The organism is Streptomyces sp. CA-251387 (assembly GCF_050936625.1).
Taxonomy (GTDB): domain Bacteria; phylum Actinomycetota; class Actinomycetes; order Streptomycetales; family Streptomycetaceae; genus Streptomyces.
The window spans coordinates 6,629,056-6,644,517 of record NZ_JBNJMJ010000001.1 but is presented as its reverse complement, the minus strand read 5'-3'; the positions used below and the strand labels follow the sequence as shown (position 1 = coordinate 6,644,517).

Annotated in this window: 14 protein-coding genes; 2 read left to right on the top strand and 12 right to left on the bottom strand. The window is 70.4% G+C overall.

Going from position 1 to position 15,462, the window contains the following annotated elements; all coding sequences use genetic code 11:
• Nucleotides 1-202: 202 nt before the first annotated feature.
• From ACQEV2_RS29930 to ACQEV2_RS29910, 5 genes are all read right to left on the bottom strand, one after another.
• Entirely contained in the window at nucleotides 203-400 is a 198-nt protein-coding gene (locus ACQEV2_RS29930) for a hypothetical protein (protein ID WP_433048162.1), read from the bottom strand.
• Between the two features lie 206 nt (nucleotides 401-606).
• Nucleotides 607-1,179, bottom strand: a complete 573-nt coding sequence (locus ACQEV2_RS29925; RefSeq protein WP_433048159.1) for a hypothetical protein — start codon at nucleotides 1,177-1,179, stop codon at nucleotides 607-609.
• A gap of 35 nt (nucleotides 1,180-1,214) precedes the next feature.
• Nucleotides 1,215-1,820, bottom strand: coding sequence for a GNAT family N-acetyltransferase (locus tag ACQEV2_RS29920; RefSeq protein ID WP_433048156.1), 606 nt, complete (start codon nucleotides 1,818-1,820; stop codon nucleotides 1,215-1,217).
• Nucleotides 1,798-4,044 (bottom strand): MMPL family transporter, encoded by a 2,247-nt coding sequence (locus tag ACQEV2_RS29915; RefSeq protein WP_433048153.1) that lies wholly within the window; start codon nucleotides 4,042-4,044, stop codon nucleotides 1,798-1,800. Before ACQEV2_RS29915 ends, ACQEV2_RS29920 begins: the two co-directional genes overlap by 23 nt.
• A gap of 238 nt (nucleotides 4,045-4,282) precedes the next feature.
• On the bottom strand, nucleotides 4,283-4,690 hold the full coding sequence (locus tag ACQEV2_RS29910) for a hypothetical protein (protein WP_433048150.1): 408 nt from the start codon (nucleotides 4,688-4,690) through the stop codon (nucleotides 4,283-4,285).
• Between the two features lie 188 nt (nucleotides 4,691-4,878).
• On the opposite strand from ACQEV2_RS29910, the gene ACQEV2_RS29905 reads away from it, so the two are divergent.
• A complete protein-coding gene (locus tag ACQEV2_RS29905; RefSeq protein ID WP_433048147.1) occupies nucleotides 4,879-5,685 on the top strand; it encodes an SAM-dependent methyltransferase in 807 nt (268 codons plus the stop codon).
• A 119-nt stretch (nucleotides 5,686-5,804) separates the two neighbouring features.
• Here ACQEV2_RS29905 and gatB read toward each other — a convergent pair whose 3' ends face one another.
• The 5 genes from gatB to ACQEV2_RS29880 form a co-directional block, all read right to left on the bottom strand.
• Entirely contained in the window at nucleotides 5,805-7,319 is a 1,515-nt protein-coding gene (gene gatB / locus ACQEV2_RS29900; RefSeq protein WP_433048144.1) for an Asp-tRNA(Asn)/Glu-tRNA(Gln) amidotransferase subunit GatB, read from the bottom strand.
• Nucleotides 7,320-7,333: 14 nt separating this feature from the next.
• A complete protein-coding gene (locus ACQEV2_RS29895; RefSeq protein ID WP_433048141.1) occupies nucleotides 7,334-7,573 on the bottom strand; it encodes a hypothetical protein in 240 nt (79 codons plus the stop codon).
• Nucleotides 7,570-9,063 (bottom strand): Asp-tRNA(Asn)/Glu-tRNA(Gln) amidotransferase subunit GatA, encoded by a 1,494-nt coding sequence (gene gatA / locus ACQEV2_RS29890; RefSeq protein ID WP_433048138.1) that lies wholly within the window; start codon nucleotides 9,061-9,063, stop codon nucleotides 7,570-7,572. The genes ACQEV2_RS29895 and gatA overlap by 4 nt, the downstream gene beginning before the upstream one ends.
• Before the next feature lie 5 nt (nucleotides 9,064-9,068).
• Nucleotides 9,069-9,365 (bottom strand): Asp-tRNA(Asn)/Glu-tRNA(Gln) amidotransferase subunit GatC, encoded by a 297-nt coding sequence (gatC, locus tag ACQEV2_RS29885; protein WP_007384860.1) that lies wholly within the window; start codon nucleotides 9,363-9,365, stop codon nucleotides 9,069-9,071.
• A 196-nt stretch (nucleotides 9,366-9,561) separates the two neighbouring features.
• Nucleotides 9,562-9,933: a DUF4267 domain-containing protein gene (locus ACQEV2_RS29880; protein WP_433048135.1), complete on the bottom strand. Its 372-nt coding sequence runs from the start codon at nucleotides 9,931-9,933 to the stop codon at nucleotides 9,562-9,564.
• A gap of 108 nt (nucleotides 9,934-10,041) precedes the next feature.
• On the opposite strand from ACQEV2_RS29880, the gene ACQEV2_RS29875 reads away from it, so the two are divergent.
• Nucleotides 10,042-10,629 (top strand): TetR/AcrR family transcriptional regulator, encoded by a 588-nt coding sequence (locus tag ACQEV2_RS29875; protein WP_433048132.1) that lies wholly within the window; start codon nucleotides 10,042-10,044, stop codon nucleotides 10,627-10,629.
• 122 nt (nucleotides 10,630-10,751) lie between these two features.
• On the opposite strand, the gene ACQEV2_RS29870 is transcribed toward ACQEV2_RS29875, so the two are convergent.
• On the bottom strand, nucleotides 10,752-12,986 hold the full coding sequence (locus ACQEV2_RS29870) for a putative bifunctional diguanylate cyclase/phosphodiesterase (RefSeq protein ID WP_433048129.1): 2,235 nt from the start codon (nucleotides 12,984-12,986) through the stop codon (nucleotides 10,752-10,754).
• Nucleotides 12,987-13,258: 272 nt separating this feature from the next.
• Entirely contained in the window at nucleotides 13,259-15,451 is a 2,193-nt protein-coding gene (gene ligA / locus ACQEV2_RS29865; RefSeq protein ID WP_433048126.1) for an NAD-dependent DNA ligase LigA, read from the bottom strand.
• Nucleotides 15,452-15,462: the final 11 nt, after the last annotated feature.

The window sequence follows — 15,462 nt, the reverse complement described above, 5'->3', positions numbered from 1 at the left end:
GGGTGGGTGGGGGCTAGGGACGGCTTCCCCTCGTCCTCAAACGCCGGAACGGCCGGAATACCGGGACCGGCATCGAGAGGTGCCGCCGCCAACGGGTGGGCGGGGGCTAGGGACGGCTTCCCCTCGTCCTCAAGCGCCGGACGGGCCGAGATCGGCTCGACCGGCGTCGAGAAGCCATCGCCTGCCCCCGTGGCCCCCGCCTTCACGCGGCGCGTGGGTGTCGGTGCCTGCGGTGGCGGGACGTATGCGCCTCCTTCTCCGCCGCACCCTCAGCGGAGCGTTCCGTGGCCTCGCGGCGGGCGGCGCGGCGGGCGCGGAGGGCCTCGCGGACCAGGCGCTCGTGTTCGGCACGGCGGATCAGGTCGGCGGAGCGGAGGTGGTGGAACTCGTAGTCGTACATGGCAGGTTCCTCGTTCTTCCTGGTGAGAGTCGGTTGTCGGCTTCGCTTGCTGCGATGCCTCAACTTTCGTCTCCCAGGCGGGCCCGCCACATCGGGAGAGTTCCGCATCTTCGCCCGTGGGTGGGGCCTTAGACATGCCTGAGGGGCCTCAGGCGCCGCCTAAGGTGCTTACGGCGACTCTGAGACCCCTCGGGACCTGCGGTGACTCACCCCGCTGACGGTAGGCCGAGCAGCGCGTCGGTGTACTTGAGCACGGCCAGCAGCAGGCCGATGACGCCAAGCGCGACGCCGCCCCAGGCGACCGACTTGATCCACACGGCCTGCGGCTTGCCGGGCGTCCCGAATGCGGGCCGGGCGAGCACCACGACGCCGACGATCAGCGCGGCCAGCGCGAACACGGCGGCCCACAGGGCGGAGGTCTGCCAGGCGTCGCCGTAGACCTCCTTGATCTGCTTGGCGACGCTCGCGTTCGAGGCGGTCTCCAACTGGCCGACGAGGGTCTCGCGCGCGGCAGCGACCGTGCCGATCCAGCCACCGGTCAGGGAGACGAGGCCCAGCGCCGCGGAGACGACCGCCCCCGCGCCCTGGCCGACGCCGGAGGGGCCCGCTTCCGTGGCCTCAGCGGTCACCTCGTCCCCGGCCTCGTCGTGCTCCGCCACCTCGTCGGCGTCGGTGGAGTCGGTCGCGTCAGTCGTCTTGACGACGTCCACCTTCTCCTCGTCGGTCTTCGCCTCGGTGCCGGTGTCGGCGCCGGTCTCGTCCACTGTCTTCGTTCCCATGCCTCGCACCGTACGGACGCTGTCTGAGAGGTCTCTTAATGATCGCGTGGCGATCGAGAGGACTCTTCATGGTCGTTGTGAGCGGCACGCGCGCGTGCCTCACGCCACTCGGGGGCGAGGACGGACCACACCTCGAGGTCCTGGCGCACTCCCCGATAGGGGTAGCTCTGTCGCAGCACGCCGTCACGCGTCATGCCCAGCCGCCGCGCCACGTTGATGCTCGGTTCGTTGGCGGACGACGCCTGCCACTCCACACGGTGGATGCCGCGCACGTCAACCGCCCAGTCGATGAGGACCCGCATGGCACGCGTGACCAGTCCGCGCCCCGCGCCGGCCGGCTCCAGCCAGCAGCCGACCTCGCAGGTGCCCCGCTCGGCGTCGAAATGCAGGAACAGCACACCGCCGACGAGCTTTCCGTCCAGCCACAGGCCGTGCAGGCTGCCAGTGTCTGCGGCGCGCTTGTCCGCGTATGACTGAAGGAGTTCCCGGGCGGAGTCGGCGTCGGTGGCGTTGGCCCCGAACGGGATGTGCTGCCCGATGAACTCCCTGCCCCGGTTCAGATGCGCCAGGAACTCCTCCGCATGCCAGGGCTCCAGAGGCCGCAGTTCCGCTCCGTCGTCACCCAGCGATATCGCGTACATCCCGCTGTCGCCCCTCCTCCGCCAGCACGTCCGCCACCTCGGCGTCCGTCGCGGCGGCCAGCCTCTCATGGGCGGCACGGGACTCGGGCGGCTCGATGCTGATGCGGGGCATGCGCCGGTCGAGCCAGCGCGGCAGCCACCAGTTGGCGCCGCCGAGCATGTGCATCAAGGCGGGGACGAGGAGCGTACGGAGCACGAAGGCGTCCAGGGCCACGGCGGCGGCCAGCGCGATGCCGAACATGGCGATCACGCGGTCACCGCTGAGGACGAAGGCGAGGAAGACCGAGATCATGATGACCGCGGCGGAGTTGATCACCCGGCTGGTCTCGGCGAGGCCGACCCGGACCGCCCGCCGGTTGTCGCCGGTCTCCAGCCACTCCTCGTACATCCGGCTGACCAGGAAGACCTGGTAGTCCATGGAGAGGCCGAAGAGGACGGACACCATGATCACCGGGAGGAACGGCTCGATCGGGCCCGCGCGGCCCAGGCCCAGCAGCTCGCTCCCCCAGCCCCACTGGAAGATCGCGACAACGACGCCGAAGGCCGCGGCGACGGCGGCGACGTTCATCACGGCGGCCTTGAGCGGGATGCCGACGGACCGGAAGGCCACCAGGAGCAGCAGACAGCCCAGGCCGATGACGACCCCGACGAACAGCGGCAGCTTGCCGACGATCACGTCGGCGAAGTCGTCGTAGCCGGCCGTCATGCCGCCGACGTGCACATCGAGCGAGGTGCCGGTCTCGGCGCGCGGCAGCACCTCGGAGCGCAGCCGCTCGACGAGGTCGCTGGTCTGCCGCGACTGCGGGGAGGACTCCGGTACGACGGTGAGGTACGCGGTCTCGCCGCCGGTGTTGTACGTCACCGGGGTCACCGCCGCGACGCCCTCGGTGCCGCGGAGGGTGGCGTCGAGGTTGTCGAGGGCGAGCTTGTCGTCGCCGCCGTCGACCTCGGTGACCAGGGTGAGGGGGCCGTTCACGCCGGGTCCGAAGCCGTCGGCGAGGAGGTCGTAGGCCTGGCGCGTGGTGGAGGACTCGGGGTTGTTGCCCTGGTCGGAGGTGCCCAGGCGCAGGCCGAGGGTGGGCAGGGCGAGGACGGTGATGACGGCCAGGGCGATCGCGCCGAGCGCCTTGGGGTGGCGCTCCACGAACGCCGACCAGCGGGCGGCGAACCCGGTGGGCAGCTCCGGCTCGGGCCCGTGCTCGGCCAGCCGGCGCCGCTCGCGGCGGCTGAGCGCGCGCATGCCGATGAAGGACAGCAGGGCGGGCAGCAGGGTCACGGAGGCCGCGACCGTCAGGACCACGGTCAGCGAGGCGGCGAGGGCGACGCCGTTGAGGAAGCTGAGCTGGAGGATCAGCATCCCGAGCAGGGCGATGCACACGGTGGCACCGGCGAACACGACCGCGCGCCCTGTGGTCGCCACGGCGTTGGTGATCGACTCGGAGACGGTCAGCCCGCGTTTCAGTCCGCGCCGGTGTCTGGTGACGATGAACAGCGCGTAGTCGATGCCGACGCCGAGCCCGATGAGCATGCCGAGCATGGGAGCGAAGTCGGCGACGGTCATGGCGTGCCCGAGCAGCGCGATGCCGGCGTACGCGGTGCCGACGCCGACCAGTGCGGTGCCGATGGGCAGCAGCGAGGCGGCGAGGGAGCCGAAGGCGAGGAAGAGCACGACCGCGGCGACGGCCACGCCGACGATCTCGGCGATGTGCCCGCCCGGCGACTCGGTGAGCCCGACGGCGCTGCCGCCCAGCTCCACCTGGAGCCCGTCGGCCTCGGCGGCCTTGGCGGCGCTCACGACGGCCTGCGCCTCGCCCTTGTCGAGGTTCTCGGCACTGTCGTCGAAGGTGACGGTGGCGTACGCCGTGTGCCCGTCCTCGCTGATCTGGGCGGCGCCCTGCTTGCCGTACGGGCTGCCGACGGCCGCGACACCGGGCAGGTCCGCGATCTTGCCCAGCGTGCGGGTCATGGTCTGTTCGACGTCGGCGGCGCGGACGGTGCCGGAGGTGGTGTGCCAGACGACGGTGTCACTGTCGCCGCCGAGGCCGGGGAAGCCGTCCTCCAGGAGCTGGGTGGCGCGGCCGGACTCGGTGCCGGGGACCTGGTAGTCGTTCGAGTACGCGGTGCCGGTGACGGCGGCTGCCGCGGTCACCCCGCCGAAGGCGAGCAGCCAGAGCAGTACGGCGACGAGGCGGCGTTGTACACACCAGCGTGCAAGAGCTGCCACGAACGTGCTCCCGGTTCGACAATGTGTGGATCTTTGGCCGGGAACAGTTGTTCATGAAGTGAACAGCCCGCAAAGAACGCATGAGGGTTGTGGAGCCACTGTTGCAGGCGCCGGTGATCGTTTGCCGTATTCGTGGGTTTATTCACAGGAATGGGAGGCAGATCACAGGACAGTAACGGCCCCTTTGTCGCCGGGCGTGGTATCTCTCACAGAACTACGTCCGCGCAGTGGGAACTTCTCAGTCGAACTGGTCCCCCAGCGCCATCACCATCACCCCGGCGACGAGCAGCCACAGCGCCCGCCGGGTGCGCCCCCGGGAGCCGAGGAACGCGGCCAGCGCGCAGACGGCGGCCCCGAAGGCGTAGGCCGCCGGGACGAGGGCCGGCGCGGAACCGGCAGCACGCAGCGTCGAGGCGGCCAGCCCGGCGAGGGCGAGGAGCGCACCGGTCGCGGCAGCCGTCCAGCGGGCCCGCCGGGCCACCAGCGCCGGGTCCTCGACGTCCTCCGGATCCTCGGCGCCCTCCGGGTGCTCCGGATTCTGCGGGTCCTGCGCGTCCTCCGGGCCCGCCAGGTCCCGCTCGTCGTCCGGCGTCTGGGACTGGTCCTCCCGTGTCTCGGCTATCTCGGAATCACCACGTCCACTCATGGCGGGGGAGCGTAGCGCGTCGCGCCGGAAAACCCCGATGCGGGGCAGGACGGCCGGCTGCTAGCTTCCGAAGGTCAGCCGTCCTGCGGCACATCGCCGCCGACCTGGGCAGGTGCATTGTTTGAGCGTCCGGCCGAGCTCCGACGTATCCCTTTCCGCTTCCCCGGACTCAAGGAGCCCGTTCACCGATGCCGGACATCACCCCGAGGACCTCGAGTGAGGACCTCACCAAGCGGCTGAGCCACGCCCGCTACCCGCGCAGCAACAGCTACGACACCCGCTGGGTCATCGAGAACCAGATGGGTCCGAACGCCCTGTGGCTGCTGGAGTGGCTGGCCCCCGCCCTCGGCCTGGACGCCCTGCGCCCCTGCGCACGCGTCCTCGACCTGGGCTGCGGCCGGGCGATGACCTCGGTCTTCCTGGCCAGGGAGTACGACGCCCAGGTCACCGCCGCCGATCTGTGGATCAAGCCCGACGACAACGCCCGGCGCATCGCCGAGGCCGGCTTCGCCGACCGCGTGCTGCCCGTGCACGCCGAGGCACACGACCTGCCGTTCGCGGAGGGCAGCTTCGACGCGATCGTGAGCATCGACGCGTACCACTACTTCGGCACCAACGATCTGTATCTGCCCACGCTCACCCGGCTGTTGAAGCCGGGCGGGCGGATCGGTGTCGTCGTACCGGCGCTCCGGGAGGAGCCGGAGGGCACCGAGCCGCCGGAGCACCTCAAGCCGTGGTGGGAGCCCGACTTCTGGTCCTTCCACTCCGCCGAGTGGTGGCGACGGCACTGGGCCCGCAGTGGCGCCGTCGAGGTCGAGGCCGCCGACTGGCAGCCGGACGGCTGGCGGGACTGGCTGCTGTGGTGCGACGTGATCGCCGAGGAGAGCCCGGAGGAGTTCCATCGCACGATGGCCCGCCGGGTCGGCGAGATGGTGCGGCTGGACGAGGGCCGCGCGCTGGGCTTCGTACGGCTGGTGGGTCGCCGTATCCCATAACGGGCGCTCGAGGCCGCCGTATCCGAGTACGCGGGCCCGAGGCCGCCGTATCCGAGAACGCGCCGAGGGGGATGCATCGCCGTTGATGCATCCCCCTCGGGGTTTCACGACGGTGGGTCTCAGCCCTCGCTGACGCCCAGCTTCTCCAGGATCAGCTCCTTGACGCGCGCCGCGTCGGCCTGACCCCGGGTCGCCTTCATGACCGCGCCGACCAGGGCGCCGGCCGCGGCCACCTTGCCGCCGCGGATCTTGTCCGCGATGGCCGGGTTGCCGGCGATGGCCTCGTCGACGGCGGTGCCCAGGGCGCCCTCGTCGGAGACGACCTTCAGCCCGCGCTTGTCGACGACCTCGTCCGGGGTGCCTTCGCCCGCGAGGACGCCCTCGATGACCTGGCGGGCCAGCTTGTCGTTCAGGTCGCCCTTGGAGACCAGCTCGGCGACCCGGGCGACCTGCGCCGGGGTGATCGCCAGCTCGTCCAGCGCCTTGCCCGACTCGTTGGCGCTGCGGGCGAGTTCGCCCATCCACCACTTGCGGGCGGAGGCCGCGTCGGCACCGGCCTCGATGGTCGCCACGATCGGCTCCAGCGCACCGGCGTTGAGGATCGCCTGCATGTCGGTGGCGCTGATGCCCCACTCCTCGCGGAGCCGGTTGCGGCGCACGAGCGGCAGCTCGGGCAGCGCGGCGCGGATCTCCTCGACCCACTCGCGGGTGGGGGCGACGGGGACCAGGTCGGGCTCCGGGAAGTACCGGTAGTCCTCGGCCTCCTCCTTCACGCGGCCCGAGGTCGTCGACCCCGTGTCCTCGTGGAAGTGCCGGGTCTCCTGGACGATCGTGCCGCCGCTGCTCAGGACGGCCGCGTGCCGCTGGATCTCGTAACGGCAGGCGCGCTCGACGGACCGAAGCGAGTTGACGTTCTTGGTCTCCGAACGCGTGCCGAACTTGTCGGAGCCCTTCGGCATCAGCGACAGGTTCACGTCGCAGCGCATCTGGCCCATCTCCATACGGGCCTCGGAGACGCCGAGCGCCTTGATGAGCTCGCGCAGCTCACGGACGTACGCCTTCGCCACCTCGGGGGCACGGTCGCCCGCACCGACGATCGGCTTGGTGACGATCTCGATGAGCGGGATGCCGGCGCGGTTGTAGTCGAGCAGCGAGTGCGAGGCGCCGTGGATACGGCCCGTCGCGCCGCCGACGTGCGTCGACTTGCCGGTGTCCTCCTCCATGTGGGCGCGCTCGATCTCCACGCGGAAGGTCTCGCCGTCCTCCAGCTGGACGTCGAGGTAGCCGTTGAAGGCGATCGGCTCGTCGTACTGGGAGGTCTGGAAGTTCTTCGGCATGTCCGGATAGAAGTAGTTCTTCCGGGCGAAGCGGCACCACTCGGCGATCTCGCAGTTCAGCGCGAGGCCGATCTTGATGGCGGACTCGACGCCGGTCGCGTTGACGACCGGGAGCGCGCCGGGCAGGCCGAGGCAGACGGGACAGGTCTGCGTGTTGGCGTCCTGGCCGAGCGCGGTCGAACAGCCGCAGAACATCTTGGTCTTGGTGCCGAGTTCGACATGGACCTCGAGGCCCATGACGGGGTCGTACGACGCCAGAGCGTCCTCGTACGACACCAGGTCGGTCGTGGTGGTCACGGTGAACTTCCCTCTCAGCCCAGCAGGACGTCGTCGTCGCCGAGACGCTTCAGCTCGCGGTACATGATGGCGAGGTTGGTGACGACAGCGGCGCCCGTCACGACGGCGTCGATCAGCCGCAGCGTGTCGTTGTCGGTGCGGGCCTTCTTGATCTGCTTGACGACACCGAGGACGCCGAAGGCCGACGTGGCCATCGACACATACAGACCGGACTTGGACTTCTTGAAGCCCTTGGCCTTGGACAGTGCACTCACAGCGACGGAGCCTCCTCGAGCAACGGGTGCCCCCACTTTTCCACGAAGGCGGCCTCAACGGCGGCGCCCACCTTGTACAGGCGATCGTCCTTCAACGCCGGGGCGATGATCTGCAGGCCGACCGGGAGGTTGTCCTCCGGTGCCAGACCACAGGGCAGCGACATGGCCGCGTTGCCCGCGAGGTTCGTCGGGATGGTGCACAGGTCGGCGAGGTACATCGCCATCGGGTCGTCGGCACGCTCGCCGATCGGGAAGGCGGTGGTGGGAGTCGTGGGGGACACGATCACGTCCACCTGCTCGAAGGCCTTCTCGAAGTCGCGCGTGATGAGCGTGCGGACCTTCTGGGCGCTGCCGTAGTACGCGTCGTAGTACCCGCTCGACAGCGCGTACGTACCCAGCATGATGCGGCGCTTCACCTCGGGGCCGAAGCCGTCCGCGCGGGTGATCGAGGTGACCTCCTCGGCGGAGTGCGTGCCGTCGTCGCCGGTCCGCAGGCCGTAGCGCAGGCCGTCGAAGCGGGCGAGGTTGGAGGAGCACTCGGAGGGCGCGATCAGGTAGTACGCCGACAGCGCGAGGTCGAAGGACGGGCAGTCCAGCTCGACGATCTCGGCGCCGAGCTCCCGCAGCAGCTCGACGGACTCGTCGAAGCGCTGGATGACGCCGGCCTGGTAGCCCTCGCCGCGGAACTGCTTGACGACACCGACGCGCATGCCCTGGACGCTGCCGTTGCGGGCGGCTTCGACGACCGGCGGCACGGGCGCGTCGATCGACGTCGAGTCGAGCGGGTCGTGCCCGGCGATGACCTCGTGGAGCAGGGCCGCGTCCAGGACCGTACGGGCGCAGGGGCCGCCCTGGTCGAGGGAGCTGGAGAAGGCGACCATGCCGTACCGCGAGACGGCACCGTACGTCGGCTTCACGCCCACCGTGCCGGTGACGGCGGCCGGCTGGCGGATGGAGCCGCCGGTGTCGGTGCCGATGGCGAGGGGCGCCTGGAAGGAGGCGAGCGCGGCGGAGGAACCGCCACCGGAGCCGCCGGGGATCTTGGTGAGGTCCCAGGGGTTGCCGGTGGGCCCGTACGCACTGTTCTCCGTCGACGACCCCATGGCGAACTCGTCCATGTTGGTCTTGCCGAGGATGACGACGTCAGCGGCCTTGAGCTTCTTGGTGAGGGTGGCGTCGTACGGCGGAATCCACCCCTCCAGGATCTTCGAACCGACGGTCGTCGGGACGCCCTCGGTGGTGAAGATGTCCTTGAGCGCGAGGGGGACGCCGGCCAGCGGACCGAGCTTCTCACCGCGCTGCCGCTTCTCGTCGACGGCACGGGCCTGGGCGAGGGCGCCCTCGCGGTCGACGTGCAGGAAGGCGTGGACCTTCTCGTCGACGGCCTCGATACGGGCGAGGTGGGCCTCGGTGACCTCGACCGCGGTGAGCTCGCCGGAGGCGATCTTCGCGGCGGTCTCGGCGGCCGTGAGCTTGATGATGTCCGTCATGGCGATTAGTCCTCCCCCAGGATCTGCGGCACCTTGAAACGCTGCTGCTCCTGGGCCGGGGCGCCGGAGAGCGCCTGCTCGGGGGTGAGCGACGGACGGACCTCGTCCGCGCGCATGACGTTCGTCAGCGGGAGCGGGTGCGAGGTCGGCGGTACGTCTTGGTCGGCGACCTCACTGACGCGTGCGACCGCGCCGATGATGTCGTCCAGCTGTCCCGCGAAGTGCTCGAGCTCTTCGGGCTTCAGCTCCAGACGCGCCAGCCGGGCGAGGTGGGCGACCTCCTCGCGCGTGATGCCAGGCATGCAGCGATCCTCTGGGGTGAGTGTGTGTGGTTTGGGGCTGGGGCTAGTCGTCCCATTCCCGTCGTCCGCCCGAAGGGCGGGTCGCGCGGCGTCGCGCGACAGACGGGAATGGGACGACTAGCCCCAATCCTATGGGGCGGGGCCCGATGCCAGTGAAACGGTTTCCCGACGCCCGGCGTAGCGACGGCCACGGCCGTCATACGGCGAACAGCAGTCCGGCGCTGATCAGCACAACGACCGCCGTGGCGAAATGGATCCCGAACGCGACGGCCTTCGTACCGCCGTGACGCAGCACGATCACGGTGTCGAACAGCGGGATCAGCGCCACGCACAGCATGAACCAGGCCTCGGCCTCGGCGCCGACGAACGCGAGCAGCGCCAGGCCCAGCAGGCCGAAGGTGCCGTCCCGCAGCCCCTTGATCGTGAGGTACGCGGAGGCGTCGCCGTCGGGGTCGGCCGGCACGCCGTAGCCGGCGGCGGAGGGGCGGGGCTGGAGCAGGAAGCGGGCCCCGATGAACAGGACGAACAGGTTGAGTACGACGGCCAGGGTGTACGCGGTGACGGTCATGCCGTGTCTCCTCGTCAGGTCGAACGACGGAACTCCTAGCGGCGCTAGCGTTTGAAGCGACGCTAGCAGAGCACCGACAGATTCGCTAGCGCTGCTAGAATCCGAGGTATGTCCATCCAGACGCGCCGGGAGCGCGAACGAGCGGAGCGCGAGCGACTGATCGTCACGGCCGCGCGGGAGCTGGCGGAGGCCGAGGGCTGGGAGGCGGTGACCACGCGTCGCCTGGCGGCCGAGGTCGAGTACAGCCAGCCCGTCCTCTACAGCCACTTCAAGGGCAAGGACGCGATCATGGCGGCGGTGGCCGTGCAGGGCTGCGCGGACCTGGCCGCGGAGTTGCGTACGGCACGTGAGGCGGCGAAGGGAGAGCGCGGGGCGCTGGCCGCGGTGGGTGAGGCGTATACGGCGTTCGCGCGGCGTCGGCCGGCGCTGTACGACGCGATGTTCACCCACCACGTGGACCTGCCGTTCGCCACGCCCGAGGCACCGGCGGCCTTGCAGGAGGCCTTCGGCGAGCTGAGGCAGGCCGTCGAGCCGATCGCGGCCGAGGGTGACGACGTGGGCCTGCTGACGGAGACGTACTGGGCCGGGCTGCACGGCCTGGTGACGCTGATGCGGAGCGGGCGGCTGCCGGAGGGGGCGCATGAGCGGAGGCTGGAGCTGCTGACGGGGCACTTCAGTGCGGGGGCGCTTCGCTGATGGGGCCGCGATGGGAAGTGCCGCGATAGGTCGGCTGGCGTCTACGGGTTGGTTGTAGCTGGTCGCGCCCACTCGGCGGAGCCGCGTATCGATGGAGCCCCGCGCCCCTTAGGGCGTTGACCTCACTCGGCGGCAGGAAGGGCTGCCCTCGGGCGCTGCCAGCCTCGTGATCCCCGGGCCCGAAGCCAAGCCGTCGTTTCCTCCGGTGGCATCGCGGCCGCCACCAGCCATCCCTGTACGGCGTCGCAGCCGAGGTCGCGCAGTCGTTCCCAGGTCTCGTCGTCCTCGACACCCTCGGCCACGACGAGCAGCCCCAACGAGTGCGCCAAGTCGACCGTGCAGCGCACGATCTCCGCGTCCTCGGTGTCCACGGCCAGGCGGGCCACGAACGAGCGGTCGATCTTCAGTTCGCTCACGGGCAGCCGTCTGAGGTGCACCAGGGACGAATACCCCGTGCCGAAGTCGTCCAGGGACATCTTCACGCCGTGCCCGGTCAGGCCGGCGAGGGTGTCGGCGGCGCGCTGCGGGTCCTCCAGGAGGACGTGTTCCGTTATCTCCAGCTGGAGCGCTCCCGCCGGGACACCGTGCCGGGCGAGCCGCGCGGCGACGGAACCCGCGAACCCGGGTGTGTGGACATCGCGGGGGGAGACGTTGACCGCGACGGGCACGTACAGCCCCTGCGAGCGCCACTGAGCTACCTGCGCGAGCGCCGTCTCCAGCACGTACTCCGTCAGATGCGGCATCAGCCCGGACGACTCGGCGATCGCTATGAACTCGTCCGGCGGCACCTTCCCGCGTTCCGGATGCACCCAGCGGACCAGGGCCTCGAGGCCGGCGACCTGTCCGTCGAAGCGGACCTTCGGCTGGTAGTGCAGCTCGACCTCCTGCGCGTCGAGGGCCCGGCGCAGGTCCCCGAGCAGGCCGAGCCGGTCCGGGGTGTTGGAGTCCCGCTTCGACTCGTAGACCTCTACGCCCGTACGGTCCCGTTTCGCCTGGTACATCGCCACGTCCGCGCGCCGCAGCAGGCCCTCGGCGTCGAGGGCGTGGTCGGGGAAGACGGCGACGCCGGCGCTGGCCTCCAGGACCAGGGTGAGCCCGTCCAGGTCGAGCGGGGAGCTGAGGGCGGCGACGAGGCCGCGGGCGACCCGGGTCGCGGACGTCGTGGAGTCGGCGACCGGCAGTAAGACGGCGAACTCGTCGCCGCCGAGCCGCGCGGCCTCCGCTCCGCGCGGCAGCGCGAGCCGCAGCCGGTCGGCTATCTGCAACAGCAACCGGTCACCGGCAAGATGACCGAGCGTGTCGTTGACCGATCGGAAACGGTCGAGGTCGATCAGCATCAGGGCGGACCGGGCGCCGATGCGCTCGGCGTCGTCGAGTGCGGTCCAGATGCGCTCCAGCAGCCACTGCCGGTTGGGCAGCCCGGTCAGCGGGTCGCGCAGCTGCTCCTCCGCCCGGGCCCGGGCGATCCACAGGGTGGAGTCGAGGGCGATGAGGGGGATGGAGAACAGCGGCAGCAGGAGGGGCTTGGCGATGGCGACCACACACACCAGCGGTGCGATACCGAGCAACGCCACCGCGACCAGGCCCTGTCTGACCAGGGCGGTGCGGGCGACGGTGGGCAGGCCGCCGCGCGGGGCGTGCAGATACCACAGCAGAACGCGGGTGACCGCGAGATAGGCGGCGGCGACGAGCACCACGCCGGGGGCGGTGTAGAGCGTCCAGGTGTCGGGGTTCCAGGGGTTCTCGACGGTCGGTACGCGGCCGAAGGCGGCCAGCACCAGGGCGCCGGCGGCGATGCCGAGGATGTCCACCGCGCCGTGCAGCACCCCCTGCCGCCAGCGGCCCCGGCGCGCGACGCCGACCAGGACGACGACGGTCAGGCTGACCATGCCGGCGGACACCCAGCCGTACAGCACCAGGACGGCGAGGGTGAGAGCGGCGCCGGAGCCGGTGCCGCCCCACCAGCGGGCCCGGCCGAGCATGACGAGGTGGCCGACGATGACGCCGGTCAGCACGGCCAGGGACCAACCGACGGTGCCGGACGGGAAGAGGGCGTGGTTGCCGGTGAACGCCCGGTAGAACCCGGCGCCGAGGACGAACCCGGCCGCCGCGACGACCGCCGCGGGCAGCGCGGGCCAGGACAGGTGCCGTTCATGGTCGGAACCCGGCAGTCCGGCGGTGCGCTCGGCGTCGAGCGGCACGGCGGCGTGGCCGTCCGCCACGGTGTGCGGTGCGGCGGCGCTCCCCGCGCCTCTTTCCGCGCGCGAACGCTCCGCGGTCCGCGCCGCCCACCCCCGCCATGCGCCGGCCATCCGGCGCAGCCGTGAGTCGGGGGCGGCGCTCTCGGTCGGTTCCATTCCCGTCCCTCTCACAGCCGGCGGTGCCCACGCCACGCGGCCCGATGCCCGACAACAACCTTCAACGGCACCGCGTTGGAAAACCCTTCCCCTTGCCCTTCAAAGCCCTTCAGAGCCAAGGGGATGCCCCAACCGCAGCTGGGCACGGCAGGCGCACCCCTCAACAGTAGGCCGCAGAAGGCTTCCACGGGCAGCGGTCGTCGACGGTTGCCCGAATGCGCCCCAGCCACCCGTATGCATCTGATATGCGCCGATCGGGTGGCCTTCAACCACTACTCCTCTGTCGGGAGAGCAACTTCGGCCGCCGCGTCGGGCCCCTGCTCCAGCAGGACATTGAAGCCGTCCTCGTTCAGCACAGGCACCTTGAGCTGCATGGCCTTGTCGTACTTCGACCCTGGGCTGTCACCTACGACGACAAAAGACGTCTTCTTCGAAACGGAACCGGTCACCTTCGCTCCGCGACTTTGCAGGGCCTCCTTGGCGCCGTCGCGGGTGAAGTGCTCCAGCGTGCCGGTGACGACGACGGTAAGCCCTTCCAGCGGACGGGGGCCTTCGGCCTCGCCGGAGCCCTCCTCCTCCATGCGGACGCCGGCCGCCTTCCACTTGCGAAGGATCTCCTGGTGCCACTCCTCGGCGAACCACTCCTTGAGCGAGGCGGCGATGATCGGGCCGACGCCGTCGGTGTTCGCCAACTCCTCCTCGCCGGCCTGTTCGATGCGGTCGATGGAGCGGAACTCCCGGGCCAGCGCCTCGGCGGCGACCGGACCGACGTGCCGGATCGACAGGCCCGTGAGGATGCGGGCGAGCGGGCGTTCCTTGGCGGCGGCGATGTTCTCCAGCATCGCTACCGCGTTCTTCTTGGGCTCGCCCTGCTGGTTGGCGAAGACCGTGGCGATCTTCTCCTCACCGGTCTTCGGGTCCCGCTTGGGCAGACCGCTGTCCTGGTCGAGGACGTACGCCTTGATGGGCAGCAGCTGCTCGACGGTGAGGTCGAACAGGTCGCCCTCGTCGACGAGCGGCGGCTCGGCCGGCTCCAGCGGCTTGGTGAGCGCGGCAGCGGCGACGTAGCCGAAGTGCTCGATGTCCAGCGCCTTTCGGCCCGCGAGGTAGAACAGGCGCTCGCGCAACTGGGCCGGGCAGGTGCGGGCGTTCGGGCAGCGCAGATCGACGTCGCCCTCCTTCATGGGCCTGAGCGCCGTACCGCACTCCGGGCACTCGGCGGGCATCACGAACTCCCGCTCGCTGCCGTCACGCAGGTCGACGACCGGTCCGAGGATCTCCGGGATGACGTCGCCGGCCTTGCGCAGCACCACCGTGTCACCGATGAGAACGCCCTTGGCCTTGACGACGTCCTGGTTGTGCAGGGTGGCGAACTCGACCTCCGAACCCGCCACGGTGACCGGCTCGACCTGGGCGTACGGCGTGACGCGGCCCGTACGGCCAACACCCACACGGATGTTGATGAGCTTGGTGTTGACCTCTTCCGGCGCGTACTTGTACGCGATCGCCCAGCGCGGCGCGCGCGAGGTGGAGCCGAGGCGGCCTTGGAGGGGGATCTCGTCGAGCTTGACCACGACTCCGTCGATCTCGTGCTCCACGGAGTGGCGGTTCTCGCCGAAGTAGGCGATGAACTCCCGGACCCCGTCGAGGTCCTCGACCACCTTGTTGTGCCGTGCGGTGGGCAGGCCCCAGGCTTTCAGCAGGTCGTAGGCCTGGGAGAGGCGGCTCATGCCGTCGAAGCCCTGGAGGGCGCCGATGCCGTGGACGACCATGTGCAAGGGGCGGGTGGCGGTGACGCGCGGGTCCTTCTGGCGCAGTGAACCGGCGGCCGCGTTGCGCGGGTTGGCGAAAGGCTTGTCGCCGGCCTCGACCAGACGGGCGTTGAGCTCCTCGAACTTCTCCATCGGGAAGTAGACCTCGCCGCGGATCTCCACGAGGTCGGGGATGCGGTCACCCTTCAGACGGTCCGGAATGTCCGCGATCGTACGGACATTGGGGGTGATGTCCTCGCCGGTGCGGCCGTCGCCGCGCGTTGCCGCGCGGGTGAGGCGGCCCCGCTCGTAGGTGAGGTTGACGGCGAGGCCGTCGACCTTGAGCTCGCACAGGAAGTGGTACTTGGAGGTGCCGACGTCCTTGTGGACGCGCTCGGCCCAGGCGGCGAGCTCCAGATCGTCGAAGGCGTTGTCGAGCGACAGCATCCGCTCGCGGTGCTGGACCGCCGTGAACTCCGTCTCGTACGCGCCCGCCACCTTCTGCGTCGGTGAGTCCGGCGTGCGCAGCTCCGGATACTCGTCCTCCAGCGCTTCGAGCGAGCGCAGCAGCTTGTCGAACTCCGCGTCGCTGATGACGGGAGCGTCCTTCACGTAGTACCGGAAGCGGTGCTCCTCGATCTGCTCAGCGAGCTTCGCGTGCTGCTCCCGTGCCTCGACGGGCACCGTCGTCTCCGCTTGCTTGTCGCCGGCCACCGTGTTGTCCT

Bases quoted from the DNA above. Each gene is read 5' to 3' on its own strand.
- ACQEV2_RS29930 (WP_433048162.1), bottom strand. From the start codon at position 400: ATGTACGACTACGAGTTCCACCACCTCCGCTCCGCCGACCTGATCCGC.
- ACQEV2_RS29925 (WP_433048159.1), bottom strand. From the start codon at position 1,179: ATGGGAACGAAGACAGTGGACGAGACCGGCGCCGACACCGGCACCGAG.
- ACQEV2_RS29920 (WP_433048156.1), bottom strand. From the start codon at position 1,820: ATGTACGCGATATCGCTGGGTGACGACGGAGCGGAACTGCGGCCTCTG.
- ACQEV2_RS29910 (WP_433048150.1), bottom strand. From the start codon at position 4,690: ATGAGTGGACGTGGTGATTCCGAGATAGCCGAGACACGGGAGGACCAG.
- ACQEV2_RS29905 (WP_433048147.1), top strand. From the start codon at position 4,879: ATGCCGGACATCACCCCGAGGACCTCGAGTGAGGACCTCACCAAGCGG.
- gatA (WP_433048138.1), bottom strand. From the start codon at position 9,063: ATGACGGACATCATCAAGCTCACGGCCGCCGAGACCGCCGCGAAGATC.
- gatC (WP_007384860.1), bottom strand. From the start codon at position 9,365: ATGCCTGGCATCACGCGCGAGGAGGTCGCCCACCTCGCCCGGCTGGCG.
- ACQEV2_RS29880 (WP_433048135.1), bottom strand. From the start codon at position 9,933: ATGACCGTCACCGCGTACACCCTGGCCGTCGTACTCAACCTGTTCGTC.
- ACQEV2_RS29875 (WP_433048132.1), top strand. From the start codon at position 10,042: ATGTCCATCCAGACGCGCCGGGAGCGCGAACGAGCGGAGCGCGAGCGA.
- ACQEV2_RS29870 (WP_433048129.1), bottom strand. From the start codon at position 12,986: ATGGAACCGACCGAGAGCGCCGCCCCCGACTCACGGCTGCGCCGGATG.